23 protein-coding genes and 1 tRNA gene are annotated in these 24,057 nt (G+C 67.4%); 15 read left to right on the top strand and 9 right to left on the bottom strand.

What is annotated here, in order from left to right; all coding sequences use genetic code 11:
• Positions 1-523: 523 nt before the first annotated feature.
• From HMPREF3097_RS01815 to HMPREF3097_RS01805, 3 genes are all read right to left on the bottom strand, one after another.
• Positions 524-600, bottom strand: a tRNA-Pro gene (locus HMPREF3097_RS01815).
• Positions 601-735: 135 nt separating this feature from the next.
• Positions 736-1,674 carry a metallophosphoesterase gene (locus HMPREF3097_RS01810; protein ID WP_070760568.1) on the bottom strand — a complete coding sequence of 313 codons (939 nt, stop codon included), beginning with the start codon at positions 1,672-1,674 and terminating at the stop codon, positions 736-738.
• A gap of 270 nt (positions 1,675-1,944) precedes the next feature.
• Positions 1,945-4,125, bottom strand: a complete 2,181-nt coding sequence (locus tag HMPREF3097_RS01805; protein WP_070760470.1) for a transglycosylase domain-containing protein — start codon at positions 4,123-4,125, stop codon at positions 1,945-1,947.
• 523 nt (positions 4,126-4,648) lie between these two features.
• On the opposite strand from HMPREF3097_RS01805, the gene HMPREF3097_RS01800 reads away from it, so the two are divergent.
• From HMPREF3097_RS01800 to HMPREF3097_RS01790, 4 genes are all read left to right on the top strand, one after another.
• Positions 4,649-5,032 (top strand): WhiB family transcriptional regulator, encoded by a 384-nt coding sequence (locus HMPREF3097_RS01800; protein WP_070760467.1) that lies wholly within the window; start codon positions 4,649-4,651, stop codon positions 5,030-5,032.
• Positions 5,033-5,214: 182 nt separating this feature from the next.
• Positions 5,215-5,370, top strand: coding sequence for a Sp36 family protein (locus HMPREF3097_RS09635; protein WP_095075344.1), 156 nt, complete (start codon positions 5,215-5,217; stop codon positions 5,368-5,370).
• Positions 5,371-5,372: 2 nt separating this feature from the next.
• Positions 5,373-5,864 (top strand): RidA family protein, encoded by a 492-nt coding sequence (locus HMPREF3097_RS01795; RefSeq protein ID WP_070760464.1) that lies wholly within the window; start codon positions 5,373-5,375, stop codon positions 5,862-5,864.
• Between the two features lie 34 nt (positions 5,865-5,898).
• Positions 5,899-6,762: an MBL fold metallo-hydrolase gene (locus HMPREF3097_RS01790; protein WP_070760462.1), complete on the top strand. Its 864-nt coding sequence runs from the start codon at positions 5,899-5,901 to the stop codon at positions 6,760-6,762.
• An 84-nt stretch (positions 6,763-6,846) separates the two neighbouring features.
• Here HMPREF3097_RS01790 and glxR read toward each other — a convergent pair whose 3' ends face one another.
• A complete protein-coding gene (gene glxR / locus HMPREF3097_RS01785; RefSeq protein ID WP_070760459.1) occupies positions 6,847-7,530 on the bottom strand; it encodes a CRP-like cAMP-activated global transcriptional regulator GlxR in 684 nt (227 codons plus the stop codon).
• A 58-nt stretch (positions 7,531-7,588) separates the two neighbouring features.
• On the opposite strand from glxR, the gene nth reads away from it, so the two are divergent.
• Genes nth through HMPREF3097_RS01765 form a run of 4 tightly spaced genes read left to right on the top strand, consistent with a single transcriptional unit; the run spans position 7,589 to position 11,304 of the window.
• Entirely contained in the window at positions 7,589-8,386 is a 798-nt protein-coding gene (gene nth / locus HMPREF3097_RS01780) for an endonuclease III (RefSeq protein WP_371260058.1), read from the top strand.
• A gap of 4 nt (positions 8,387-8,390) precedes the next feature.
• Positions 8,391-9,281 (top strand): TlpA family protein disulfide reductase, encoded by an 891-nt coding sequence (locus HMPREF3097_RS01775; protein WP_246821182.1) that lies wholly within the window; start codon positions 8,391-8,393, stop codon positions 9,279-9,281.
• 4 nt (positions 9,282-9,285) lie between these two features.
• On the top strand, positions 9,286-10,098 hold the full coding sequence (locus HMPREF3097_RS01770) for an NUDIX hydrolase (protein ID WP_070760454.1): 813 nt from the start codon (positions 9,286-9,288) through the stop codon (positions 10,096-10,098).
• A gap of 12 nt (positions 10,099-10,110) precedes the next feature.
• Entirely contained in the window at positions 10,111-11,304 is a 1,194-nt protein-coding gene (locus HMPREF3097_RS01765) for a MarP family serine protease (protein WP_070760451.1), read from the top strand.
• Positions 11,305-11,346: 42 nt separating this feature from the next.
• Here the strand turns inward: HMPREF3097_RS01765 and HMPREF3097_RS01760 are convergent, their stop codons facing one another.
• Positions 11,347-12,216, bottom strand: coding sequence for an alpha/beta fold hydrolase (locus tag HMPREF3097_RS01760; protein ID WP_070760447.1), 870 nt, complete (start codon positions 12,214-12,216; stop codon positions 11,347-11,349).
• An 88-nt stretch (positions 12,217-12,304) separates the two neighbouring features.
• Entirely contained in the window at positions 12,305-12,823 is a 519-nt protein-coding gene (locus HMPREF3097_RS01755; RefSeq protein WP_070760444.1) for a phage holin family protein, read from the bottom strand.
• 111 nt (positions 12,824-12,934) lie between these two features.
• On the opposite strand from HMPREF3097_RS01755, the gene HMPREF3097_RS01750 reads away from it, so the two are divergent.
• Positions 12,935-13,729, top strand: a complete 795-nt coding sequence (locus HMPREF3097_RS01750; protein ID WP_187440748.1) for a Fic family protein — start codon at positions 12,935-12,937, stop codon at positions 13,727-13,729.
• Between the two features lie 46 nt (positions 13,730-13,775).
• Here HMPREF3097_RS01750 and HMPREF3097_RS01745 read toward each other — a convergent pair whose 3' ends face one another.
• Positions 13,776-14,669, bottom strand: coding sequence for an HAD family hydrolase (locus HMPREF3097_RS01745; RefSeq protein ID WP_070760438.1), 894 nt, complete (start codon positions 14,667-14,669; stop codon positions 13,776-13,778).
• Positions 14,670-15,083: 414 nt separating this feature from the next.
• On the opposite strand from HMPREF3097_RS01745, the gene HMPREF3097_RS01740 reads away from it, so the two are divergent.
• The 6 genes from HMPREF3097_RS01740 (at position 15,084) to HMPREF3097_RS01715 (ending at position 19,609) form a co-directional block, all read left to right on the top strand.
• Positions 15,084-16,142: a hypothetical protein gene (locus tag HMPREF3097_RS01740; protein WP_246821180.1), complete on the top strand. Its 1,059-nt coding sequence runs from the start codon at positions 15,084-15,086 to the stop codon at positions 16,140-16,142.
• Positions 16,129-17,427: a TadA family conjugal transfer-associated ATPase gene (locus tag HMPREF3097_RS01735; RefSeq protein WP_070760431.1), complete on the top strand. Its 1,299-nt coding sequence runs from the start codon at positions 16,129-16,131 to the stop codon at positions 17,425-17,427. Before HMPREF3097_RS01740 ends, HMPREF3097_RS01735 begins: the two co-directional genes overlap by 14 nt.
• The gene (locus HMPREF3097_RS01730) at positions 17,424-18,593 is read left to right on the top strand and encodes a type II secretion system F family protein (protein ID WP_070760429.1); all 1,170 of its coding nucleotides are present in this window, start codon (positions 17,424-17,426) and stop codon (positions 18,591-18,593) included. The genes HMPREF3097_RS01735 and HMPREF3097_RS01730 overlap by 4 nt, the downstream gene beginning before the upstream one ends.
• Positions 18,594-18,774: 181 nt before the next feature.
• On the top strand, positions 18,775-19,005 hold the full coding sequence (locus HMPREF3097_RS10005; protein WP_256374177.1) for a DUF4244 domain-containing protein: 231 nt from the start codon (positions 18,775-18,777) through the stop codon (positions 19,003-19,005).
• Positions 19,006-19,326 (top strand): hypothetical protein, encoded by a 321-nt coding sequence (locus HMPREF3097_RS01720; protein ID WP_070760426.1) that lies wholly within the window; start codon positions 19,006-19,008, stop codon positions 19,324-19,326.
• On the top strand, positions 19,304-19,609 hold the full coding sequence (locus tag HMPREF3097_RS01715; RefSeq protein ID WP_070760423.1) for an Rv3654c family TadE-like protein: 306 nt from the start codon (positions 19,304-19,306) through the stop codon (positions 19,607-19,609). Before HMPREF3097_RS01720 ends, HMPREF3097_RS01715 begins: the two co-directional genes overlap by 23 nt.
• A gap of 18 nt (positions 19,610-19,627) precedes the next feature.
• On the opposite strand, the gene HMPREF3097_RS01710 is transcribed toward HMPREF3097_RS01715, so the two are convergent.
• Together HMPREF3097_RS01710 and HMPREF3097_RS01705 are read right to left on the bottom strand one after the other, a co-directional pair.
• Complete coding sequence (locus HMPREF3097_RS01710; protein ID WP_070760420.1) at positions 19,628-21,091, bottom strand: lipase family protein; 1,464 nt, start codon at positions 21,089-21,091, stop codon at positions 19,628-19,630.
• 442 nt (positions 21,092-21,533) lie between these two features.
• On the bottom strand, positions 21,534-24,011 hold the full coding sequence (locus HMPREF3097_RS01705) for a DEAD/DEAH box helicase (protein WP_070760417.1): 2,478 nt from the start codon (positions 24,009-24,011) through the stop codon (positions 21,534-21,536).
• Positions 24,012-24,057: the final 46 nt, after the last annotated feature.

Here is a 24,057-nt window from a genome sequence, read left to right as displayed (position 1 = left end):
TAAGGACTCGGTGTGCGGCCCCGGGGGACCCGCAGCCAGCGGCTGCTGGTCGCGGACCCTGGAGGCGCGGCGTGCAAAGGTCTAACGCACAGACCTGCGTTGTCCGGTGGCGGTTGTGGCGCGCGGGCGCCGGATGCTTTCCGCGGTGCGGCTCGTGGTGACGGCGCTCTGTGCGGATAAACCCGGGGGCTCGAGCGTCACAATGTGATGCGGATAGCAGTTATGCGACTTTCTCAGTCTATCAGCCAGGTTGTGAGATCCAACACGAGGCCCCTTTTGGCACTTTTGTCACACTCGCCACATGGGCAACAGGGTGATGTCGAGGTGCGTCAAGTCTACGGGTCTGGCGGCGGCCTGGTCTGACCTCATCGCCGTGCCAGGCACGTGCCAGACCCATGCCAGATCGTGCCAAAGGTGGGTGGTACTGCAGTCTGCCGTAGTCCGCGGAGCGAATTGCGGTGACTGGTGCTTGAGCAGCAGATACGAAGGAAGCCCCGGCCGAAAGGCCAGGGCTTCAATCACGTGGTCGGGATAACAGGATTTGAACCTGCGACCCCCTCGTCCCGAACGAGGTGCGCTACCAAACTGCGCCATATCCCGGTCATAGGCTGCGAGGGTTTTCCTGCCGGTTGATCCGGTTGGAAGATCTCCGCAACGGTTCCTTACTATAACGCGTGATCCCCGGAAGAGAAAAACCGGGGTGGGGTTAAGGGCTAAGAACGCAGGTCGTACCCGCTAGTCCTCCCGCTCCACCACGTGGATCAGAGTCGCGGATGGGCGGCAGAAAATCCGGAAGGGCACGTACTTCGAGTTCCCCAGGCCGTTCGTCACGTGTAGCCACGTCCGCTCCGTCCACCGGGACAGTCCCTGCGCGCGGGACCGGTCGATGCCGCAATTCGTGACGATCGCCCGGCTTCCCGGCAGGCACAACTGCCCGCCGTGAGTATGCCCGGAGAGCACCAGTTGGTAACCATCGGCCGCGAACTGATCCAGCACCGCCGGCTCAGGGGAGTGCGATAGCCCGATGCTCAAGTCCGCATCCGCATTCGGCGCGCCCGCCACCTGCGAGTAGTCCGCCAGGTCGTGGTGTGGGTCGTCCACGCCCGTGACCGCGAGCCGGATCATCTTTGGTTCCCCGCTTCCCACCGGCGCATCGGTCTCCAGCGGGAACTCCAGGCGGGCGTGGGTGGCGTCCTGCCAACCGTGCTCGATGAAGGCCGCGCGCATCCCGCGCCACGGCAACTGCACGCGCGATGGCTTGCGCTTCTTGCCCAGCAGGTAGATGAACGGGTTCACCGGCTTCGGCGCGAAGTAGTCATTGCTGCCGAACACGAACACGCCCGGGCGCTCGAACAGCGGGTCCAGTGCGCGCAGCACGCCCGGCACTGCCTCGTGCTCGCCGAGGTTATCGCCCGTGTTCACCACCAGGTCCGGGTCGAGCTCGATGAGGCCCGCGACCCACGATTGCTTGAGTCGTTGCTCCGCGAGCATGTGCAGGTCAGAGACGTGCAGGATACGCAGTGAATCCCAGTGAGAGGGCAGTGTGCCCGGCTCCAGCAGCGGGACGGTGACTTCCTTCAGCTCGAACTGCCGGATCTCGCGGTTCGCTGCGAGCAGCACGCCGACCCCCGCCGCGGCGAGCCCCGCCACCCCAGCGCCGATTGCCCCGACCAGGCGGGGTGCGGTGCGGTTGGCGTTCCCTGCCTTTTTCTTCAGGACGTCAACCCCCAGCGGGGCGTTCGGCTTCCCCGCTACCCACGGCAGTCGGGGCAGTCGGGCACGGAACTTCGAGGTCTTGCGCTTCAACACGGGTTTAAGTCTATCCACCGTGCGTCGGGGCCGGATATCCCGCCCGCTCTAGCCGGCCGTCTCCCAGCATCGCTCGGTCCCCGGGTGAGCGTCAGGCCCCGGGGCCAGCCCCGGACTAGCCTGGTTTAGCCTCGGCTAGCGCTGGGCGGCTGCCGCCCCACCGTCGGCGAGCTCGCCGGTGCCCTTCTTTTGCTTCTGCCGCACGGGCGGCAGCTTCTTGCCGCCGTAGGAGTTCGCAATGGGGCCGGCGGCGGTGAAGAAGCTCCGGGCGGGCTCGTTGCCGCCGTAGAGGTTGCCGGAGCCACACTGGCGAACCGGCGAGGTGCACAGGCTCGAGGCGGTGCCGGAGTCGTTGAAGATATAGCTGCTGCCGGCGACGTTCTGGGTGAATCCCAGGAATGCTGCGGAGTTGCTGGTCTCGGTGGTGCCGGTCTTCGCGGAGATCGGACCGCTCCAGCCGGTGGCGCGGGCGGCATCCGCGGCGGTGCCATTCGATACGTCGCCCGCCATGCCATTGGCCAGCGCATTGGCGACGGCCGGGTTGAGTACCTTCTCGCAATCCTTGCGGGGGATGTCCACCTTCTTCCCCGAGGCATCCGTCACCGAGGAGATGGGGGAGGGCTCGCACCAGCGGCCCTGGTCCGCGAGCGTGGCGCCGACGTTCGTTAGCTCCAGTGGGTCCACCGGGGTGGGGCCGAGCACGAAGGATCCGGTTTGTTCCTCCTTAATACGCTGCGCGATGGACTTATCCCCGGAGGTGCCCTCCTTCGCGTAGCTGCGCAGACCCAGTTTCACGGCCAAGTCGACCGTGCGCTCCAGGCCCACATCCTGCAGCATCGAAATGAAGGGCGTGTTCGGGGAGGTTGCCAGCGCCTCCTTCAACGTCATCGAAGGCTTATAGGGGCCCACATTTTCGACGCAGTACTTGCCCGGCGGGCAGCCGGAGGCACCACCGTTGCCGAGGCCATCGACCTCCACCCGCGGTGGGACGTCCAGCTTGGTCTCCAGCCCCATGCCCTTCTCGATGGCGGCAGCGGCGGCGAAGATCTTGAATACGGAGCCCGCGCCGTGCCCCTGCAGGGAGTGCGGCAGCGGCAGGACAGTCTCGTGCTTCTCCTGGTCCAGCCCGTATTTCCGGGAGGACGCCATGGCGATGACCTCGTGGGAGTCCTCAGTCGGTGCGATGAAGCTCAAGGCTTCAGACACCCCGGGCTGGCCGGGGGCCACATTGCTCTGGGCGGATTGCACGGCGTGCTGCTGTGCGGCCGGATCCAGGGTGGTGGTGATGGTGTAGCCGCCGCGGGCAATCTTTTCGTGGTCGAAGCCCTTCTCTGCAAGCCACTTCAGGGCGTAGTCGCAGAAGAAACCATCATTCCCGGCCGCGAGGCAGCCATTGGGTTCACCAGCTGGCTTCTCCGCGATTCCCAGCGGCTCGGCGGCCGCGCTATCGGCCTGTGCTTGGGTGAGGGAACCGTTATCGGCGCGCGCCTGGAGAACCTGGTTGCGGCGGGTCTTCGCGGCGTCCGGGTTATCCCACGGGTCCAGCGCGGAGGTGGACTGGACGACCCCAGCCAGGAGTGCGGCCTCGGCGTCCGTCAACTTCTCGGCGGAGTGGTCGAAGTAGGTGCGTGCGGCGGCCTCGACCCCGTAGGCGCCGCGGCCGAAGGAGATGAGGTTGAGGTAGCGGGTGAGGATCTCGTCCTTGGAGAAGCGCTCATCGAGATCGCCCGCGAGCTTCATTTCCCGCAGCTTGCGGGCCAGGCTGGTCTCGGTGGCGGCGGCGCGCTCGTTGTCGTTCTTGGCGCTGATCAACCACAGGTAGTTCTTGATGTACTGCTGATTGAGGGTGGAAGCTCCTTCAGCCACCCCGCCGCTGGAGAGGTTGGCGGCTAGCGCGCGGGCCGAGCCACGCAGGTCCACCCCGTTGTGTTCATAGAAGCGCCGGTCCTCGATGGCGACGATGGATTCCTTCATCGCGGTGGAGATCTTGTCCGCCGGGACGTCGAAGCGCCGTTGGTCGTAGATCCAGGCGATGGTGTTGCCCTCGCGGTCCAGGACGGTGCTGGCCTGCGGGAGGGACTTGTTGGTCTCGATATCCGCGAAGTTGGCGTTCATCGTGTTCGCGGAGGAGTTCACTACCGCTCCGCCGAGGCCGGCGAAGGGGAGCATTCCCAGGGCAAGGAGCATGGCGATGCCCAGTGTCGCGCCGATCAGCTGGAGGGCCGGCCTGGGCCGGGTGCGGTCGGTGGCTGCCGTGTTCTGCTCGTTGTTCTTCTCCACGCGACACACATTAGTCGACGTACCGGACACCCTCATTGCGCCTAAAGCGACCGTGGCTGAGCTGTGGGATGGCAAGGTGCGGCTGGGGTTTGTGCGGCGGGGGGGAGCTTACTACCCCCGCTAGGACTAGTTTTGAGCAAACAAATATTCGCCGATATTTGCCAGGTTTTCGGGGGACATTTATCACGTGCGGGCAAGCCCGGCAGAAAATGTGGGACGCATCACATTTTAAAGGTATTTAAAGAAAACTCTGTCCTGACGTGCATAAACCGGCTGCGATCTAATTTCATGTCATATGCAGAGTGTGCTTCCACGTCCTGGCGAGGCTGTTTGCGCGAGTCGTGCTAACGGTGCGCGGCCTATGAAAAGTTTTTCCTCACTTAAGCACCCCCGGCGTTGTGACGCATTAGACATCCAAAATGTGACCCCCGTAACATTCTGGGCAATGCTTCAGCAGGCTATGCAACACATCCTGTTGATCGCTGAGGAAAGAGCAAGCACATCAGTTCCCCAAAGAACATCGCAACGAAGAACGTTAGATCCAGCTTGGAGGCGAAGAATGGCTGAATCCCGCTCCCAATCCCGACCAGCAGCAAAGCCCGTGCGTCAGACCGTGAAGCAGCTGACGTCCCGCGAGTCTTTCAAGAACCGCGGTGAATGGATTACCCACGCGCACTGCCGCAACGTGGATCCAGAAGAGCTCTTTGTGAAGGGTGCCGCGCAGCGCAAGGCTGTCGCTATCTGCCGTCACTGCCCCGTCGTTCTGCAGTGCCGCGCCGACGCCCTTGATAACAAGGTGGAGTTCGGCGTCTGGGGTGGCATGACGGAGCGTCAGCGCCGAGCCCTGCTGCGCCGCCGCCCGGATGTCACCGACTGGGCCGACTTCTTCGCCGGCCAGCTCGAGGCTGCCGCCGCGCAGCGTGAGGCTGAGGGACAGGCCTAAGCCCTCTCAGTAGGGCCGTACCCGGCCCGCCCATCATTTCGCAGTAGCTGGTAGCTAACCGATGTGCCTGCAGCTCCCCCGGCGGGAGAGGTTCTAAAACCTCCCCGGCCGGGGATTTTTCTATCCGTAGCCCTCCAGCTTCCGCTCTCCATAACCTGCGCGCGATCGCTATGCTCGAGGACATGAAGAAATGGGAATATGTCACCGTGCCACTGCTCACCCACGCGACCAAGCAGATCCTCGATAACTGGGGCCAGGATGGTTGGGAGCTCGTCTCCGTCCTGCCAGGTCCGACCGGCGAGCAGCACGTCGCCTACATGAAGCGGGAGCTGGACTAAAAATGGCCGAGAAGTCTCAGGTTCCAGCCCGGCTCGACGAGCTCGGCATCGAGCTGCCGCCCGTCGCGGCCGCCGTCGCGTCTTATGTCCCCGCCGTTCGTTGCGGCGACGTCGTCTACACCTCCGGCCAGCTGCCTTTCGTCAACGGTGAGTTGCCGAAGCTCGGCCTCGTTGGCGAGATCGGCACCCACACGGGAGCCCAGGTCAGCCCGGAAGAGGCCTACGAGCTGGCTCGTATCGCCGTGCTCAACGCCGTGGCGGCCGCCGCCGCAGAGGTCGGCCTGGAGAACATCGAACGCATCGTGAAGGTCACGGGCTACGTCGCCTCCGCCACCGGCTTCGGCGGCCAGCCTGGCGTCGTTAACGGAGCGAGCGACATCCTCGGTGAGATTTTCGGCGACGCTGGCCAGCACGCCCGTGCCGCCGTCGGTGTCGCAGAGCTGCCACTGGGCTCCCCAGTGGAGGTCGACATCATCGTTCAGGTACGTCAATAGGCCTTTAGCCGCGAGTTTTCGTAGAATTAGAGTTATGCAACATCCCGCGTACAGTCAGCTGCGCCCGGTCACCGAGAATGTCGGTGTGGTGTTGGCGCCAAACCCCAGCTATGCAGCGCTCGAAGGCACGAACTCTTGGGTAGTTCGCGGTCCGGGCGACCCGGTCTCGGTCGTCATCGATCCGGGCCCGCAGGACGAGGGACACCTCAACGTCCTGCACAGCAAGGCCGTGGGGGAGAGCATCGGCGCCGGCACCAGCGACGAGGACGGCCCGCAGGCCACCATCGGCCTCGTGCTCCTCACGCACCGTCATAACGACCACTCCAACGGTGCCCAGCGCTTCCGTCAGCTCTCCGGCGCCCCGGTGCGCGCCTTCGACGAGCACAACTGCATCGCCGCTGAGCCGCTGAAGGATGGCGAGATCATCCGCATCGAGGGGCTCACCCCGACGATCGAGGTCATGCACACCCCGGGGCACACCTCCGACTCCGTGTGCTTCCTCATCCACTCCAAGGGTGGATCCGATGATTCGGACGTGGAGGCGATTATCACCGGCGATACGATCGCCGGCCGCCACACCACCATGATTTCCGAGACCGACGGCGACCTCGGCCTCTACATCGAGTCCCTCAAGGAGCTGAAGCGCCGCGGCGCTGGCGTGCCGCTGCTGCCGGGCCACGGTCCGGACCGCGAGGACACCAGCGAGCTCGCCGAGCGCTACATCGAGCGCCGTGAGCACCGCCTCGAACAGGTCCGGGAGGCCCTGGCCAAGCTCGGCGAGGATGCTGACGTCATGGATGTTGTCGACGAGATCTACACGGATGTGGATCCGGTGCTGCGCGATGCCGCTGCACAGTCCACCCGCGTGACGATCGACTACCTGAAGAAGCAGCAGTAAAAACGGCAATGCCTAGCGAGTGGAAAACTCGCTAGGCATTCATGCGGGGTGACCAGCCATGGGCTGGTCTTTTTTATATTCCGGTTAGCGAGCGCGACGTGCGAGGCGCTCGGTGTCCGCGATGAGCACCGACTTGCCCTCCAGGCGGATCCAGCCGCGCTGGGCGAACTCTGCCAGCGCCTTGTTCACCGTCTCGCGGGAAGCGCCCACCAGCTGGGCGATCTCTTCCTGGGTCAGGTCGTGGTGCACGCGCAGCATGCCGTTTTCCTGGATGCCGAAACGGTTGGCCAGCTGCAGCAGCGACTTGGCCACGCGGCCCGGAACGTCCGTGAAGATCATGTCGGCCAAGCTGTTATTCGTCCGGCGCAGGCGGCGTGCCAGCACGCGCAGTAGCTGCTCCGTGATGCCCGGGTGCTCGGCGATCCAATCGTGCAGCATCTGGGAGGTCATCACGCCAGCGGAGACCTTCGTGACACACACCGCCGAGGAGGTGCGCGGGCCCGGGTCGAAGATCGAGAGTTCACCGAACATGTCCGAAGGTCCCATGACGGTCAGCAGGTTCTCGCGACCGTCCGCGGAGTGACGCGCCAGCTTCACCTTGCCGGAAGTGATGATGTACAGGGTGTCGCCCTGCTCACCCTCCTCGAAGATCGTGGTTCCGCGCGGGAAGTCGACGGTCTCCAGCTGCTCAACCAGAGCCTGCACGGCCTCGGGGTCTACCCCTTGAAAGATTCCAGCGCGGGACAGAATCTCGGTGTTCTCTGCCATCTGTTCCTTACACTCCCACTTGACGACGTTTAACCGGACTCACACTACAGTAGTAGCCATGCCGAAAACCTCAGCGCCTTGCTTGCCGAAACCTGGCAGCCATCGCGCCGCAGATCCTTCGCATGTGGAAACCCCGCTGGCGCTCAAGCGCCGGGCGAGGAAACTCAACCGCACTCTCGCGGTCGGCTATCCCGATGCTCATGCGGAGCTCGACTTTTCGACGCCACTGGAGCTTCTCGTAGCAACAGTCCTATCTGCACAGTGTACCGATGTGCGGGTCAATAGTGTGACGCCGGTCCTATTTTCGTTATATCCCACCGCTGCCGATTACGCGGCCGCGGACCCGGAGGAGCTCGCCGAGGTGATCCGGCCCACCGGTTTTTACCAGGCCAAGACCCGTTCCCTCATCGGGCTCGGCACCGCCATCGCTGAGAAGCACGGCGGTGAGGTTCCCCGCACCCTCGAGGAGCTCGTCGCCCTGCCGGGGGTGGGGCGCAAGACCGCGAACGTTGTGCTCGGCAATGCTTTCGGCGTGCCAGGCATCACCGTGGACACCCATTTGGGCCGCCTCGTGCGTCGCTGGAAGCTCACTGAGCAGGAGGACCCCGTCAAGGTGGAGCGGGAACTCATGGAGCTCATCGAGCCCAAGGAGTGGACCATGTTCAGCCACCGGGTCATCTTCCACGGGCGCCGCGTCTGCCACTCCCGCAAGCCGGCCTGTGGCGCCTGCTTCCTGGCCTGGCAGTGCCCCAGTTTCGGGTTGGCGGGCACACCCGACCCGGAGGAAGCGATGGCCCGCATCACCTCGCCAGACCGCGAACACCTGCTCGCCCTGGCCGGATTCGGAGAGGATTAACGCCATGGCCACCACCCCTCCCGGCTCCCATCCCAACGACGCTGGGCCAGACTACGACGCTGCGCCAGGCGACGGCGTTGCGCCCGGCCACGGCGGCCCCGACCAGGTCACCGCGACTTGCGAGGACGTCGACGTCGCCCGCGGTTCCGAGGACGGTGCAGGCGCGTCGCACCCGCGTGTCCTCCTGCTTGTTCTCGCCATCGTTATCGGCCTGCTTGTCGCGGCCATCCCGCTGGTCGCGGGCGTGATGAGCGGCGGTGATGATCAGCCCGGCGCACAATCCCAGCAACCGCAGCAAGCCGAACCGGGCATGGTGGGTGGCGCCGGCTCGGCGCCCGGCACTCCAGGCGAGTCAGACCGCGGCGCGGACGGCGACGCGGACCCAGGCCCCGAGCAGCCCGTCAGCATCACAAACCCCCGCAGCTGCCCCGCTCCGGAAGGCGCCACCCAGCCCGCCCCGGACTCGGAGCTCGCCGGCATCGAGCTGCCCTGCCTCACCAGCGGCAAAAACGAGACCGCCGACCTCGGCGCGGCCCTGGTCGGCAAGCCCACGATCATCAACGTCTGGGCCTGGTGGTGCGAGCCCTGCCGCCGCGAGCTCCCCCACTTCGACAAGCTCGCCAAGCAGCACCCGGAGTGGAATGTCGCTGGCATCCACCTGGACAAGAAGTCCCAGGCCGGGGCGGACTTCCTGGACGAGCTGAACGTCACGACCATGCCCGTCTACTCCGACCGCAGCCACCGCTTCGATACCGCAACCAGCCTGCCGAAGGTCGTCCCCATCACGGTGGTTTACCGGGCCGACGGCACCCGCGCGCAGATGTACCCCCAAGTGTTCCGCGACTACGAGGAACTCGAAGCCGCTGTAAACGCCGCCCTGAGCGGGCAGAATTAACACCATGCCCTATCCCTTCGAAGAGTGGCGCGCCGCCATCACCACCCAACCGCCACTCGCCGCTGACCTGCCCGAATGGCTCACCAGGCTGGCCACCGCCGCGCGCAGCGGCAGCGTGCACGCAGCACTCAACGACCCCGCGCGCCACGTCCCGGAGACCAACGAGGACGGCGTACCGCCGCGCTACTCCGCCGTGCTGATCCTGCTCGGCGGGGACCCCGACTACCGACCCACCGCGATCCACCCCTTCCCGGAGGACGCCACCGTCGTCCTGACCCACCGCGGGGTGGACATGCGCAACCACTCCGGGCAGATGGCCTTCCCTGGCGGCGGGTGGGAATCCCAGGACGCCACCCCGATCGACACCGCCGTCCGGGAGGCTGTCGAAGAGACCGGCCTCAACCCCGAGGGCGTGGAGCCCGTGGCCGTGATGGATCCGGTGTACATCGACCGTACGAACTTCGCGGTCGTGCCGGTGATCGCCTACTGGCGCGAGTTCTCGCCCGTCCACCCCGCCACGGTGGAAAACGACTGGGTTCAGCCCGTGGCCATCCGCGAGCTCGTCCACCCGGATTACCGCTTCAAGCTGGGCTTTGCCGGCTGGTCCGGCCCCGCTTTCGACGTCTCCGGCATGGTGCTGTGGGGCTTCACCGCCGGGGTGCTCGACGCCCTGCTGCGCCTCGCGGGCTGGCACGAGGACTGGGACGAGGAGACCCAATTCGATCTTTTCCGTACCCTGGAACAATCCCGTAACGGCGAAGCCCGCGACCTGCGCGCCCACTTCGAAGCCGAGAGTAAGAAGGACACAGGAGAGTAGAAACCCACACCCATGATCGTTGATATCGCGCTCGTGCTCTGCGCCCTCGCTGCCTTCTTCTCAGGGCTGCGGCAAGGCGGGGTGGCCGCGCTGCTGAGCCTGGCCGGTGTGCTGATCGGCGGCTATCTGGGGCTGCAGGCCGTGGGGCCGGTCGTCCGCCTCGTGCAGGACGAGGGCACGGAAGGCTCCCGCCTGGTCATCGCGCTGCTCACCCTCGCGGGCTGCGTGGTGATCGGCTACCTCCTGGGGTCCGGCATCGGGCAGCGATTCCGCGATAACATCCGCACGCGTCGGCTCTACCAGGCGGATTCCGCCGTGGGTTCCCTGGTCGCCGTCGTCACCGCCATGGTGGTGATGTGGATGATCGCGGTGCCGGTGGTCAGCAGCCAGGACTCCCGCATTTCCCGCGAGGCGCAGGACTCCCGCATCATTGCCACCATCGGCGAGGTGGCTCCCAACTGGATGCGCACCCTGCCCGCACGCATCAACGCCCTGATCAACCGCAGCGAGATCCCCGCGGTCACCGACCCCTTCGCCTCCGTTACGAAGCGCGAGGTCCAGCCGCCGGACCCCGCACTGCAGGACCTTCCGGACGTCGCCGCCATCGGGCCGTCCGTCGTCAAGGTCGAGGGTGTTGCGGAACAGTGCAGCCGGATGCAGCAGGGCACCGGATTCGTCATCGAACCGGGTGTGGTGATGACGAACGCGCACGTCGTCGCGGGGACGAATAAGGTCACCCTGTCCACGGTCAACGGGCCGGTGGACACGGACGTGGTCTTCTACGACCCAGAGCACGATATCGCGCTGCTGCGGGCCACCGGGGAGCTGCCGCTGCAGCCGTTGCGCTGGGCGGAGAGCCCCGCCGTCTCCGGGGACGACGCCATCGCGCTGGGCTACCCGCTGGGTGGGCCCTTCAAGGCGGCCCCGGTGCGCGTGCGTGAGCAGATGCGGATCGCGGGACCGAATATCTACGCTGACCAGCGGGTTGAGCGCGAGGCGTATTCGCTGCGCGGCAAGATCGTGCAGGGCAACTCCGGTGGGCCGCTGGTCGCCCCGAATGGCGAGGTGCTGGGGCTGATCTTCGGTGCGGACTCGAATGAGGCGGACACCGGCTATGCGCTGACGAAGAAGGAAGTGCTGGAGCGCGTGGGTGATACCGCCCGGTGGAGCTCGCCGGTGGATACGCGCAGCTGCGTGGCGGACTAGGGCGCAGCTGCTTAAGTGTTACTGAGCCGCTGAGCCACGCGGTTAGTTGGTGGTGAGCAGCTCGGCGCGGAGCAGTTCTGCGACTGTGACGGGGTCCTCGATGTGCGGGTAGTGGCCGACGCCGTAGATCAGCTCAGCCCGGGAGCCCGCCGCGCCGCGCTCCAGTGAGCGGGCCGCGAGCTCGGGGGAGTAGTTCGGGTCCATCGACCCGTCGATCGCCAACACCGGGGCCTCGATGCGGCGCGGGATCGTGCGGTCGAAGATCCGCCCCTCGGGGCGGAAACGGGAGCGGAACGCCCAGCGGCGGTATTCGCTGGCCAGGTGGGCGACCTTATCCACCTGCATCGCCTCGCGGCGCTTGATGGCGAACTCGCGGTAGATGGGGGTGTCGCGGAATCCCGGTGCCACACCGGTGCGGAAGATCTTCTCGGCCGTGGCGGCGCCGTCCTTGGTCAAGGCGCGTTCCGGGAGGCGGGGGAGCTGCGCAAACAGGGTGCCCCGCGTGTGCCGCCAGCGTTGCAGCGGGCGGGAGAATAGGAACTTCGCCTGCTCGGTGGGGTGGGCGGAAGAGAGTGTGACCAGCCGGTCGATGCGCTCTGGCTCGTGGGCGGCCATCGTCCAGGCGACGAGCCCGCCGTAGCCGTGGCCCACGACGTGCGCGCTGCTGTAGCCCAGGCGGCGGATCACGCCGGCCATGTCGGAGGCGGCGGTCGTCAGGTCATAGCCGCGGGGCGTTTTATCCGAGCGGCCGTAACCCCGAAGATCCACGGCTGCCAGGCGCAGCGGGGCGCCCTCCAGCTGGGCGAAGAGTGGTTCGAAGTCGAAGTAGCCGCCGCCGAAGCCGTGGATGAACAGCACCAGCGGGTTTCGCTCGGTGGATCCCTCGGGCTTGACCGGCCCCTGCAGCAGCACATGCAAACGCACACCCCGCGAATGCACGAACGTGTGTTGCGGGGTGTGCGGGGAGGGAGTGCTCACGGGAAGCTACGCGTGTGGGGGCCTAGGTGAACAGGCCCGGCTCCTTCGTGGCCACGGAGTTGCCCTCGGTGTAGCGCTCCTTATCCGGGGTCAGCTGCTTGAGCTCGCCCAGGGAGTCGATGGTCTTCTCCGGCTTCTTCGCGCCCTTGAGCTGCTTCACGCCGACCAGCGCCAGGATCGCGGTGAGCACAGCCATGATCAGGAAGACCACGAGGAAGGCCAGGGAGCGCGGCATGAAGTGATCCAGCAGCCACGCCAGGGCGAGGAAGAGGAAGAAGGAGGAGTAGGCGATGATCACGCCGGCCGCGGCGAACAGGCCCACGCCCAGGCCGACCTTCTTGCCGGACTGTGCGATCTCGGTCTTTGCGAGCTCCACCTCGGAGCGGATGAGGGAGGAGGCTTGTGCGGTGGCGTCCTTCACCAGGTCGCCGATGCTCCCCTGCCCCTTCGGGCGGGTGTCCACGTCGGACAGCGGGATAGCGTTGACATGAGGGTTAAAGCTATCGCTATCGGTGAATAGGCCTTCGCTCTTATTGCTCATGATCGATACTCCTGACAATTAACGGTCAATATTCTGCGCAGAAATTACTGCACACCATTTTGCCAGACCATTGGTCAGCGTGGGGCGGTGGGGTGAATTATTGTGGTTGCCATGTCTGCAGAAGGTCGTTTCACTACCGATCCCCTCGCCCCACTCGCCGAGCTGCCTGGGGTGCCCGAGGCCGTCGAGCGGGCCTCCGACTTCATCGCCCGCGCGCACCGCCACCCCGCCAACCTGCGCGGCTGGGACGTCACCGGCTCCGAGTCCGTGCTGCGCGGGGCGCGTGCTTCCGCCCAGCTGGACGGCGGCACCCCGCGGCTGCCCGAGGACGGCCAGGTGGAGGACCCGATCTTGGCTGGTTCCCTGCGCGCCGCGGAGCTGCTCGCCCCGGACGGCATCGCGGAGACCCGCACCACCTGGCAGCGCGCCCCGTTGCAGGTGATCGCGAAGATCAACGCGGTGGCTTCCCCGCAGATGTCGGATGAGAACTTCCGCGCGAAGGCTGCCCACAATGCGGAGTTCCTCGTGCCGGGCCGTCCGAAGCGCGCCACTGATGGCCGCCTGCAGCTGCTCGGTTCCCTCATCGCCGGGGGTACGAAGGTCAACTCCGTGGTGCTCTCCGCCATCATCCACGGCGAACTGCTCACCCTGGAGCCCTTCGCCGACGCCAACGGGGTCACCGCCCGCGCCTGCTCCCGGCTGGCGACCATCACCGGCGGCCTGGACCCGCGGGGGCTGGGCGTGCCGGAGGTGTGGTGGAACCGCCACCGCGATGAGTACCGCGCGAAGGCTGCGGCGTTCGCGAAGGGTGGTTCGGAGGCGATGGCCGAATGGATCATCTTCCACGCCGAGGGGCTGGCCGAGGGCTCGCTGGAGGCGAAGTCCATCGCCGACGCGAAGCAGTAGAAGCGTTAGCGGTAGCCGCCCCGGTGTCAGCTGGGCGCTGATTTTACTAGGCGCGGCGCGGCATGAGACGCGCCAGGAGCTGCGGGGTGCTGGCGGAACCGACGTCCTGAGCACGTTGGCGCAACCACAGGACTACGCCGGTGGCGGCCGCACCGAGGAACGCGAGTGTCCCCGCGCCTGCCAGGACCTTCCCCGGCTTGAAGAGGGGCTCGGGCTTGCTGAAGTACTCGATCGGCCAGTCCCGCTCGCGGGCGATCTTGCGCAGCTGGCGGTCCGGGTTGATCGCATAGGGGTGGCCGACCGCCTCAAGTAGCGGCAGGTCGGTGTGGGAATCCGTGTAGGCGTAGCTGCGGGAGAGGTCGTAGCCGCCGCGCCCGACCAGCTCCATCAGCTTGTCCACCTTCGCCTGGCCCTTGTTGAAGTGCAGAACCTTGCCGGTGTACGTGCCGTCGATCTCCTCGAGCTCGGTGGCGATCAGGTAGTCCGCCTGGAGCTCGCGGGCGATGGGGTCCACCAGGACGCGGGCGGATGCGGTGATGATGGCGACGTCGTGCCCCAACTTGTGGTGCTCGAAGATGAAGTCGCGGGCCTCGGCGTAGACGTAAGGGATCAGCACCTCCTGCAGGGCGTCCTCCGCGATGGCGCGCAGGGAGGCCGCGGGGCGGTTGCGAATCATGGAAGATAGGGCGTCCTTGGTGGCGTCCAGGTTCTCGTCCGTGTGGGTGGTCAGCATGTAGCTAAACAGCATCGCGCCGATGCGCAGCATTTCCCCCGTGGTGATGATCCCGCGCTTGGCCATCGGGCGGCCGTAGGCCATGGAGGCGCTGGTATCCACGATGGTTTTATCCAGGTCGAAAACCGCGAGCGTGCGCCGGGCCGTGCGACCTGGGGCTGTCCGGCGGCTCGCGATGCGGTTGCTGATCCTGGGTAGAGGCGTCACGGCATCAATTCTAGGTATCAATATTCACAAAAGTCCACAGTTTTCACAGGGTCGGTGGGTGGGGGCGGTCGCGTGATGGGGTGAATGGCGTGGCGGCGTGGCGTGTGATGGGGCGTGCTGAGTGGCGGCGTGGTGGGGGTGATGGGGTGAATGGCGTGGCGGCGCGGCGTGTGATGGGGCGTGCTGAGTGGTGGGCGGCGTGGCCGGTGGCGCGGCGGGGCGGGGTTATCCACAGAAAAACAAGGATTCGGGGGCCATAGCGGGGTGTGAACGGGGCTCGGCGGGTGGCTGTCCACAGGCTGCTCGCGGGTCTGTCGGTGCCCCGTGCCCGCGTGTGAAAGTGAAGCCATGAATGCATGGGGGAGCAAGCTACTTCGATCAGACCGAGCGCGGCACTCTGGGGCGCTGCGGGACATGCTGCGCACGCCGGTGATCGTGGACGTGGCCGACCACGATAGCGCTGACGCGGTGGCCATGGCTGTCGCGGCGACCGGGCGGGAGCAGCTGCGCCAGGACGAGGCGGAGTCTAAGTTCCCGAATGGTCACCACCGCAGGTTGCGGCGCGTCGACGACGCCCTCCTCGCGAGCCTGAGCGAGCCCGTCACCGCTGGTGGGGCGCTGGAACTCGCCGAAGAACTGGGGGCGATCGACACGCCGCGCATCCACGTCCACGGCGTGCAGGGAGGAGCGGGTGCGAGCAGCCTCGCGGTGCATCTCGCGCTGGCCCTGGCGCACTGCCTTTCTCAGGACGCCACCCCGGTGAGCCTCGTGGACGCCGATCCGGATTCGGTGGGGCTCGACCTGCTGTGTGGCTGGGAAGGTGTGCCGGGGCGGCGCGTGGGTGAGCGAGGTATCGGCGGTCACGAAGGCGAGGACATTCCGGTGGAGGGCTGGCCGGTCGCGCCGGGCGGGACGGGGCTGAGGTTCCGCTCCCGGCGGCTCGATGCTGTGGGTGGTCGTCCAGAACCCAACGCCGACCTCGTGGTGGATTACCCCGCTCCGGGAATCGCGGACTATCCCCGAGCAGGGGTCGTGGTGGTGGACCGCGGGCGGGTGGACCCGATGGCTGATGTTAGGGGCGTGCCACCTGCAGGGCAGGCCGAAGCACACAGCGCGGCTACGGATACCCCGAGCCCGGCTGCCCGGGCCGCTGACCTCGTGGTCTGCGTGTCTCGCCCGACCGTCGCGGGGGTGCATGCGCTGGGCCGCAGTCTGGCGGAACTGGACGCAGCGGATGTGCCGGCGGTGGGCGTCCTACGGGAGGAAGCAGGGCTGGAGACTCCGATCGCGCTGCGGCAGATGCTGGGCAGGCTACCGGTGGAGCTGTGGCCGTGGGACGGGGCGATCGCCGCGGAACCGCTGGACGGGTGTTCAGGCGAGGCGAGCGTCAACGACCTGCAGTTCGGCCTGCGCATCCTGGGGTATCTGCCGGGAGCGAGCGAGTGGGGGAGGGCTCGTGATGTGGATTGCTGATGGTCTCAACAAGCTGCGCCTGATCCCGGGCGGGGCCGAAGCAGGTGCAGCCGGGGAGCAGGGCGCTGCCACAGCGGTGGCCGTCGATAATTCCCTGCTGGATAAGGTGCGCCACGAGCTCGCGGTGCGGGGTGCCAGGCGGGCCAGCGAGGCTGAGATCCTGAGCGCGATGGAGGCGGTGACCGGGGCGACGTCGTACGACAACATCCCGGATACCGTGCGGCAACTGCGGGATATCCAGCGGGAACTGTCCGGCCTGGGCGTGTTGGCCGAGGTGCTTGCGGAGCCAGGCGTGACCGACGTGGTGGTCAATCCCGACGGTGCGGTGTGGGCCGATCGGGGGCGCGGTGCCGAGCGCACCCCGGTGAGCCTTGCGCCGCCCGAGGTGCGGGAACTCGCGGTTCGCCTCGCCGCGGTGTGTGGGGTGCGGCTGGACGATGCGCGGCCCTTCGCCGACGGCATCATCGACGACCTGCCGCCTGGGATTCCCGCGGCGGCCCTGCGGGTGCATGCGATGCTCTCGCCGCCAGCACGAGGTGGGGCGTGCGTGAGCCTGCGGACGCTGACGAGGGGGCGGCTGGGGCTGGAGGATCTCTGCGAGGCGGGGATGATGCCCGTGGCGGTGCGCGACATGCTGCGCAGGCTCGTGCTCGCGCGCAAGAATCTGCTGGTCACGGGTGGTACCGGCACGGGGAAGACGACCCTGCTCGCCGCCCTGCTGGGGGAGGTTCCCGAGCGCGAGCGCATCGTGTTGGTGGAGGACACCCCGGAGCTCATGCCGACCCATCCTCACGTCGTGGCCTTGGCCGCGCGCGAAGGGAATGCTGATGGGGCTGGCGAGATCGGGATGCAGCTGCTGCTGCGGCAGTGCCTGCGCATGAGGCCGGACCGGATCGTCGTGGGCGAGGTCCGTGGCGCCGAGGTCGCGGACTTATTGGTTGCACTGAATACGGGGCACGCCGGGTCGGCCGGCACGATGCACGCCAACTCGGTGGCCGCGGTGCCGGGGCGGTTGGCCGCGCTCGGGGCGATGGCGGGGATGAGTCCGGAGGCGCTGCAGGCGCAGGCCACCGACGGGATCGACGTGGTCGTTCACCTGGAACGCGCAGGTGGGCGGCGGCGTGTGGCCACGATCGCGGTCACGGAGAGAGCAACGGAGGAGATGAAGGACGGTCTAGCGGCGGGAACGTCGGGAACAGCGGCGGCGGGAACCAAGGCCCGTGGGCTGCGGCTTCGACCGGTGTGGGACGGGCGTCCCCTCGACGGTTGGGAGGGGCTGCCATGACCTTGTTGATCGTGTTGACGCTGACCGCCGTGGCCTCAATGGGGGCGTTCACCGGCTATCGGGTGGGCGTACGGATCCGCGACGGGCGGGTCCAGCGCCGGCAGCTGGAGCTGTTCCGGGATCTCGCGGACAGCTGCGCTCGGGAGGTCGCCGCCGGGGCTCGGGTGGCGGACGCGGTGGAGTCCGCGGCGGTGGACTGCGAGGACGAAGAAGCCGAAGCGGAGGGAAAGGTCGGAGATGCCGACGGGCGGCTCGGCGGGCAGCTGGCGCTCATCGCCGCACAGGTGCGCCTGGGTGCAAGCCCCGCGGCGGCGCTGCTGGATCAGGGAGCGACTAGCCGCGAGGGTGGCGAACCTCGGGCAAGAACGGGGAATAGCCCTGCTGAGCTGGTGGCCCAGGACGTTGAGGAGTTCTGCGAGCTCTGGGAACTCGCCGAACGCACAGGCATGAGTTTCGCACCACTGGCGGACAGCATCGTTGCGGACTTGGAGGCGCACTCCGCTCAGCAGGAGAAAACCGCAGCGGCGATGGCCGGAGCCCGGCTCACGGAAGTGTTGCTGCTCGCAATGCCCGTGGGGGCGGTGGGCATCGGCCAAAGCATGGGCCTGGATCCCGGCGGCACGCTCTTCGGCAGCGTGATCGGGCTAGGGCTCCTGCTCGTCGGGGCGATGCTCGCTTGCGCCGGTGTGCTGTGGACCGAGGCGCTGACCGCCAAGGTGCTGGGTGGGGTGGGCCGGCGCGCCGGGCCCACCGGTCAGGCTCTGGCTGTCGCCCGGCACCTGGACGTCTTTGCGCTGGCCCTGGCTGCAGGGCTACCGGTGGCCAAGGCATGGGGCGTGGCGGTCGGACCCGGGGAGGGGCCCGCCCACGATGTCGAGCCGCTGCTCCTGCTGGGGGCAGGCCCCGCGGCCTGGGAGCCACTGAGAGGCCACGAGCACTACGGCCCCGTGGCACGCCAGGCGGTTCAGCAAACCAGAGCCGGGACCAGGCTGGCCGAAGGTGCGAAGGCCCAGGCTCGGCGCATCCGCCAGCACAGCCTGAACCAGGTCGAGGCGGGTGCGGAGCGCGTGCTCATCGCTGTCGCCGCGCCGCTGACCCTGTGTTTCCTGCCGGCATTCGTGCTCATTGGCTTGGTGCCACTGGTCATCGGGCTGGCGGGGATCTAAGGCCGGCGGGGGCGACGTCGAAAAAGAAAAGGAGGGGGATCGCAGCGAGGGAAAGCAAGACCACGAGGGAAATCGGCATTCGAAAAACGCGACACAAGAACACCGAAGAAATGACACCGAAAGGGAGAGAACAATGACCATGAATACCAAGAACACTGCCACTCAAACAACGGAGATCGCGATGGCGGATACGTCCGGCGGGCTGAGCTTGTTTCAGCGCGCTGAGCTGTGGATTCGGGGTGCGGCGAGGGCGCAGTACGAGGACGAGTCTGGGATGAGCACGATTGAATATGCGCTCGGGTGCGTGGCGGCCGCGGCACTCGGAGCGCTGCTGTACACGGTGGTGACGTCGGATGCAGTGGAGAGCGCGTTGAGCGGCATCTTCGAGCGTGCTCTGAGCGAAGGAAATTAGATGAACACGGTGGAGGGGGCGTCCGTGCTGACCGCCATCGCCGTGACCGTCGGCCTGCTGGTCGCGGGGCTCAGCACGCTGGCGACCAGTATGGCGGCGCATTCGAGCGCCCGGGATGTCGCGCGCATGGCGGCCCTCGGGGTGGACGATGGCGAGCTCACCGGTCGCGAGGGGGAAGCGGTGGAGATCACGCGCTCGCCCGTGGGGGATACACCGTGGTCCATGGTGACGGTGCGGCTGACGAAGCAGGCCCCGCTGTTCGACGTCACCGTGGAGGAATCGATCCTGGAGGAGCCCAATGCCGACGGCAGCGGGAGTTAGCTCCATCCTGGGGCTCATCGCCCTGTGCGGGGTGATCGTGCTGGGGTTCGGGCAGGTGGACGCGCATCAGCGGGCGGTGGTGGCCGCCGACTTGGTGGCGCTGTCTGCTGCGCAGGCGCACGTGGCTGGGGACGCGGATGCCTGCGGGATTGCTGAGCTCCTCGCGCGGGCCAACGCCGCGGAGCTGGTGGGCTGCCAGGTGGGTCCGGAGGGGCCGGACACGGTGGGCGTGGAGGTCTCGGTGAAGGGGCGGCGCGCCTCGGCGGTGGCCGGCCCAATGTGATCCGTGGGACCCTACGGGCTAGGACTTCGCGGGGGTGGCCGCCGGATCCGCGGAGCCGAGCGAGCCGACGGGCCCCTGAGCGGCGTCGTCGTCGAAGATGGACTTCAGGAAGGGGGTGGAGTGAACCTGGGATGCCGGGACCGTGCCTCCGTGGTCGGTCGGGTACCAGCGGACCTCCACGCGCGCGTTGCGGGGGCTGCCGGTGAACTGCTTGAGCCACATCTCCGTGTTCAGGGAGAGGCCGATGGGGGTGGGGACGTCCATGTCCGCCAGGCCGTGGCCGAGGAAGACCGGCCGGTCGTAACCGGTGGTCGGGGTCGCCATGTACGCCCGCAGCGCCTCCGGCAGGCTGGGGACGTCCCGCAGCGGCTTCTTGAACGCGCGGGCGAGGTTGGTGCCGCGGACGGCGTCGGCGGTTTCCGAGAGGCAGCTCTTCAGGGAGGCGTCGACCATCTTGCGACCCTCCTCGGTGAGTGCGGAGTCCACGTCGATATCGGGGTTGGCCTCGCGGAATCCGGCGAGGATGTACAGCGCGTAGCTGTTCAGGCCCGCTGGCAGCGGGATAGCCGGGAAGGTGGGGCCGCCGGCGAGCACGATTTCCTCGATATACGCGGGGGCGCCGGTGGCGACGGTGCCCCGGAAGTCCAGGCCCGCGGGCTGGGAGCGGGACGTCGCGCCATGTGCCACGTTCAGTGCCGCGCCCCCGCCCTGGGACTGGCCGATCACGGCCCACTTCTTGGAGAGCACGGGCTGGCCCTTGCTCTCTGCGGGGAGTGCCGCCGAGAGGTCGGCCTTGTGGGCGGCGATCACGGAATCCACGACGGAATCCGCGGTGGCCTGGGAGTTGAGATAGCTCATGAGCCCCGGGGTGCCGAGCCCCGCATAGTCCGTGGCGACGATGGCATAGCCCTGGGAGAGCCAGTGGTTGAGGTAGGCGCTATCGCGCTCGCCGCGGTCGTTGATGCTGGGTGCGCAGACGTCATCCATGCCCACCGTGCCGTGCGCCCAGGCGAGCACCGGCCAGCCGCCCTCCGGTGGGGTGCCCTTGGGGAGGAAGATCGCGCCCGTGGAGGCGACGACCTTTCCGTGCTGGTCAGTTGTGGAGTGCGCGACGCGGTACTGGGCGCCCGCATTGGCCAGGCGCAGCGACTCATCGAGCGGGACCTGGGCGATGTGCTCGCCCGGGGTTGCCGGAACCGAGTCCCACTTGAGGCCGGAGTCTGCGGTGGGCTTGGTGTACGGGGCTGGGTCGCGCATCGGATCGCCGAGGTTAACCAGCGGGCGAGGAGTCGTGTCCGCGATGGAACCGAAGACCTGGGAGGAGCCTGCGTTCGGGTTTCCGCCTCCGCCAGTGGAGGAGCCAGGGGCAGCAGTGGCAGCGCCGCTACCAGCGGCAAGAACCCCAAATGCCAGGGTGGCGGCACTCAGCGCGGCGGTGGTTCGGCGGGTGCGAGTGTTCAGTGAGCGAGGAAAGGCGGGCATCGGCGTTCCTTCCAGATCATTAGCTTCGGGCGCAAAAATACTTGGTGATCATCACAGTAGCTGCCCCGGTCTGTCTGCTTCGCCGGTTTCGCTGAAAGGTTCGCGATGTCCGGTGGTTTCGCGCTGTGTCATTGCGCTGCGCCCTCGCGCTCTGGTCTGGAGCGCTGGCGCCGTGCATCGTGGGCGCTGGGCAGGTCGCAGAGGGAATTGTGGGGATTGGCGTAGGCCGCGCCGTCCCGCTAGGCCTGTCTGCGGCTTCTCCCCGGCTTCCCCTCGCTTCTCCCCGGCTTCCCTCAGCGTGTTTTGCAGAGTTTGATGCCGGAAATCGGGTGAAAAGCGGCATCAAACTCTGCAAAACGTATCGATGGGGCGTTCAGCGGGCCGGCTAGTCCCGCGCCGGCTAGTCCCGCCCCGCTAGTCCTGCCCGGCTAGTCCTGCCCCGCTAGTCCTGCGCAGTCGCGGCGGCCAGGAAACGCAGCAGCTCCAGCGCGCCCGTCTTGAACAGCGGGTCATTGCCATTCCCGCACTTCGGGGACTGCACGCACGACGGGCACCCAGCCTCGCACTCGCACGCCCCCACGGCCTCCGCAGTCGCGGCCATCCATCGGCCGAAATCCGCGAAGCCCTTCTCTGCGAACCCCGCCCCGCCGGTATAGCCGTCGTAGACGAACACCGTGGGCAGCCCCGTATCCGGGTGCTGCACGATCGACACTCCACCGATATCCCACCGGTCGCACGTCGCGATCAGCGGCAACAATCCGATCGCTGCGTGCTCCGCCGCATGCAAAGTTCCCGGCCACGTTGGCTCCGGAAGGCCCAGGTCAAGCAATACATCTGGCGCGATCGTGTACGCCACCGCCCGGGTGCGCAGCCGCTCCGGCGGGTAATCCAGCGGCACGTTATCGATGATCTCCCCACCCGGCAGCCGCTTGGTAAACCCGGTCACCGTGTGCGAAACCTCCACATTCAGGTCCGCCAGCCACACACCGTCCGCCAGCTGGCGGGTACCCCGGGTGCGCAGAATCTGGATATCCGTATCCCGCTTCACCCGCGTGCTGTACTCCGGGCTCGCCTGGTGCAGCCACGCCACACCCGCGGAAAGATCTAGGTCATCCACCAGGTAGGTCTCGCCCTGGTGCACATACACCGCGCCGGGGTGCACGTCCGACACTGCGCGGGCCTCATCCACCGTGCCGAGCATGCGCCCCGACTCCGACTCCACGATCGCCACCTGGCCCGCCGCCCCGCCGCGGATCGCCACCTGCCCGTGGATCTGCTCTGCTGCCTGCAGGTCCGCGAACACCCCGTGCGGCCGCCGCCGCAGCACCCCGCGCGAGATCAGGTGCTCGGCCACCGCCTCGCCGTGCCAGGCTGCGATCTCCGCATCGTTCAGCGAGCGCTCCGCAGCCGCGCACACCAGGTGATCGGCCAGCACATAGGGATTGTGCGGGTCGAAGACCGTGTTTTCCACCTCCCGGTCCAGCAGGTCCGACGGGTGGTGGATGAGGTAGGTATCCATCGGATCATCCGCGCCGACCAGCACCACCAGCGCCCCCTGCCCGCGCCGCCCCGCACGCCCAGCCTGCTGCCGGAAGCTCGCGATGGTGCCGGGGAATCCAGCGGCGACGACGGCGTCCAGCCCGCCCACGTCGATTCCGAGCTCCAGTGCGTTGGTTGCGGCCACGCCCAGCAGCTCGCCTTCGTCCAGGGCCTTTTCCAGGTAGCGGCGGTCTTCTGGGGTGTATCCGGCCCGGTAGGCGGCCACCCGCGCGGCATCCTCCGCCCGGCCCATCCCGCCGAGCTCCTCTGCGGCCGCCAGGGCCACGATCTCCGCCCCGCGACGGGAGCGGACGAAGCTCAAGGTTCGCGCGCCTGCGGCGATGACCCGGGCCATGACCTCCGCAGCTTCCGAGTTAGCGCTGCGCCGCACCGGCGCGCCGTGCTCGCCCTCCACGCCTTCCAGGAATCCGGGTTCCCACAACGCGATCGTGCGCTCACCCGCCGGCGAGCCGTCCTCTGTCACCGCCACGACTTCGACCCGCCCGGTCAGCCGACGCGCATGAGCCGCGGGATCCACACTGGTCGCGGAGGCCATGATGACGGTGGGGCCTGACGTCCCCAATTCCGCGCCACCCACCGACGACGGCCCAGCCAGCCCCGAACCGGAAGAACCAGCCCCCGGGGCGAGCCGCAGCAGCCGCCGCAGCACCATCGCCACGTGTGCACCGAAGACCCCGCGGTAGACGTGGCACTCGTCAACCACCAGGTAGCGCAGGGTTTTCAGCAGCCGTGTCCACCGCTTCGGATTGCCGAGGATCGAGGCGTGCAGCATGTCCGGATTCGTCACGATGATCCGCGCCTGCTCCCGGATCGCGCGCCGGGCCTCGGGCGGGGTGTCGCCGTCGTAGGTGGCGACCATGACGTCCGCGAGCTCTGGGGTCGCCGCGCACAGTCGGGCCAGGGCCTGCATCTGGTCCTGCGCCAGCGCCTTCGTCGGGGCCAGGTACAGTGCCGTGGCGGTCGGATCCTCGGCCAGCGCGGTGAGGATCGGCAGCTGGTAGCCCAGCGACTTACCGGAAGCGGTTCCGGTCGCGACGATGACGTCCCTGCCCTCCCACGCGTGCTGTGCCGTTTCGGCCTGGTGGGACCAAGGTTTTACGACGCCACCTCGGCGCAGCGTCTCCCTGAGCGAGGGGAGCGACCATTCGGGCCAGTCCGCGGGGGTGGACAAGCGCGCCGGGACGTGGCGGACGTGCGTGACGGTGGAGTCCGGCATGGCCGCGCGCAGATCCTCGATGAGTTCGGCGCCGAGGGAATTGGGCGCATGGTCGGCGCTGGGTGAATTGGGCGCACTGCCAGCGCTGTGGGAATCAGGCGCACTGCCAGCGCCGGAGGAGGGGGTGGAGGACTGCTCAGCCATGATGAGGGCAGTCTAGCCCGAGCACCAGACACACCGCGGGGTGGAT

It is taken from the genome of Corynebacterium sp. HMSC27B11 (assembly GCF_001815985.1).
Taxonomy (GTDB): domain Bacteria; phylum Actinomycetota; class Actinomycetes; order Mycobacteriales; family Mycobacteriaceae; genus Corynebacterium.
The sequence above is the reverse complement of the archived record's forward strand: the minus strand, read 5'-3'. Positions and strand labels throughout refer to the sequence as shown.

Excerpts from the sequence above, each read along its gene's own strand:
- HMPREF3097_RS01805 (WP_070760470.1), bottom strand. The coding sequence starts at position 4,125 with ATGAGGGTGTCCGGTACGTCGACTAATGTGTGTCGCGTGGAGAAGAAC.
- HMPREF3097_RS01765 (WP_070760451.1), top strand. The coding sequence starts at position 10,111 with ATGATCGTTGATATCGCGCTCGTGCTCTGCGCCCTCGCTGCCTTCTTC.
- HMPREF3097_RS10005 (WP_256374177.1), top strand. The coding sequence starts at position 18,775 with ATGGCGGATACGTCCGGCGGGCTGAGCTTGTTTCAGCGCGCTGAGCTG.
- HMPREF3097_RS01715 (WP_070760423.1), top strand. The coding sequence starts at position 19,304 with ATGCCGACGGCAGCGGGAGTTAGCTCCATCCTGGGGCTCATCGCCCTG.
- HMPREF3097_RS01795 (WP_070760464.1), top strand. The coding sequence starts at position 5,373 with ATGGCCGAGAAGTCTCAGGTTCCAGCCCGGCTCGACGAGCTCGGCATC.
- HMPREF3097_RS01755 (WP_070760444.1), bottom strand. The coding sequence starts at position 12,823 with ATGAGCAATAAGAGCGAAGGCCTATTCACCGATAGCGATAGCTTTAAC.
- HMPREF3097_RS01705 (WP_070760417.1), bottom strand. The coding sequence starts at position 24,011 with ATGGCTGAGCAGTCCTCCACCCCCTCCTCCGGCGCTGGCAGTGCGCCT.
- HMPREF3097_RS01790 (WP_070760462.1), top strand. The coding sequence starts at position 5,899 with ATGCAACATCCCGCGTACAGTCAGCTGCGCCCGGTCACCGAGAATGTC.
- HMPREF3097_RS01750 (WP_187440748.1), top strand. The coding sequence starts at position 12,935 with ATGTCTGCAGAAGGTCGTTTCACTACCGATCCCCTCGCCCCACTCGCC.
- HMPREF3097_RS01775 (WP_246821182.1), top strand. The coding sequence starts at position 8,391 with ATGGCCACCACCCCTCCCGGCTCCCATCCCAACGACGCTGGGCCAGAC.
- glxR (WP_070760459.1), bottom strand. The coding sequence starts at position 7,530 with ATGGCAGAGAACACCGAGATTCTGTCCCGCGCTGGAATCTTTCAAGGG.
- HMPREF3097_RS01720 (WP_070760426.1), top strand. The coding sequence starts at position 19,006 with ATGAACACGGTGGAGGGGGCGTCCGTGCTGACCGCCATCGCCGTGACC.
- HMPREF3097_RS01800 (WP_070760467.1), top strand. The coding sequence starts at position 4,649 with ATGGCTGAATCCCGCTCCCAATCCCGACCAGCAGCAAAGCCCGTGCGT.
- HMPREF3097_RS09635 (WP_095075344.1), top strand. The coding sequence starts at position 5,215 with ATGAAGAAATGGGAATATGTCACCGTGCCACTGCTCACCCACGCGACC.
- HMPREF3097_RS01735 (WP_070760431.1), top strand. The coding sequence starts at position 16,129 with ATGTGGATTGCTGATGGTCTCAACAAGCTGCGCCTGATCCCGGGCGGG.
- HMPREF3097_RS01770 (WP_070760454.1), top strand. The coding sequence starts at position 9,286 with ATGCCCTATCCCTTCGAAGAGTGGCGCGCCGCCATCACCACCCAACCG.
- nth (WP_371260058.1), top strand. The coding sequence starts at position 7,589 with ATGCCGAAAACCTCAGCGCCTTGCTTGCCGAAACCTGGCAGCCATCGC.
- HMPREF3097_RS01710 (WP_070760420.1), bottom strand. The coding sequence starts at position 21,091 with ATGCCCGCCTTTCCTCGCTCACTGAACACTCGCACCCGCCGAACCACC.
- HMPREF3097_RS01730 (WP_070760429.1), top strand. The coding sequence starts at position 17,424 with ATGACCTTGTTGATCGTGTTGACGCTGACCGCCGTGGCCTCAATGGGG.
- HMPREF3097_RS01740 (WP_246821180.1), top strand. The coding sequence starts at position 15,084 with ATGCTGCGCACGCCGGTGATCGTGGACGTGGCCGACCACGATAGCGCT.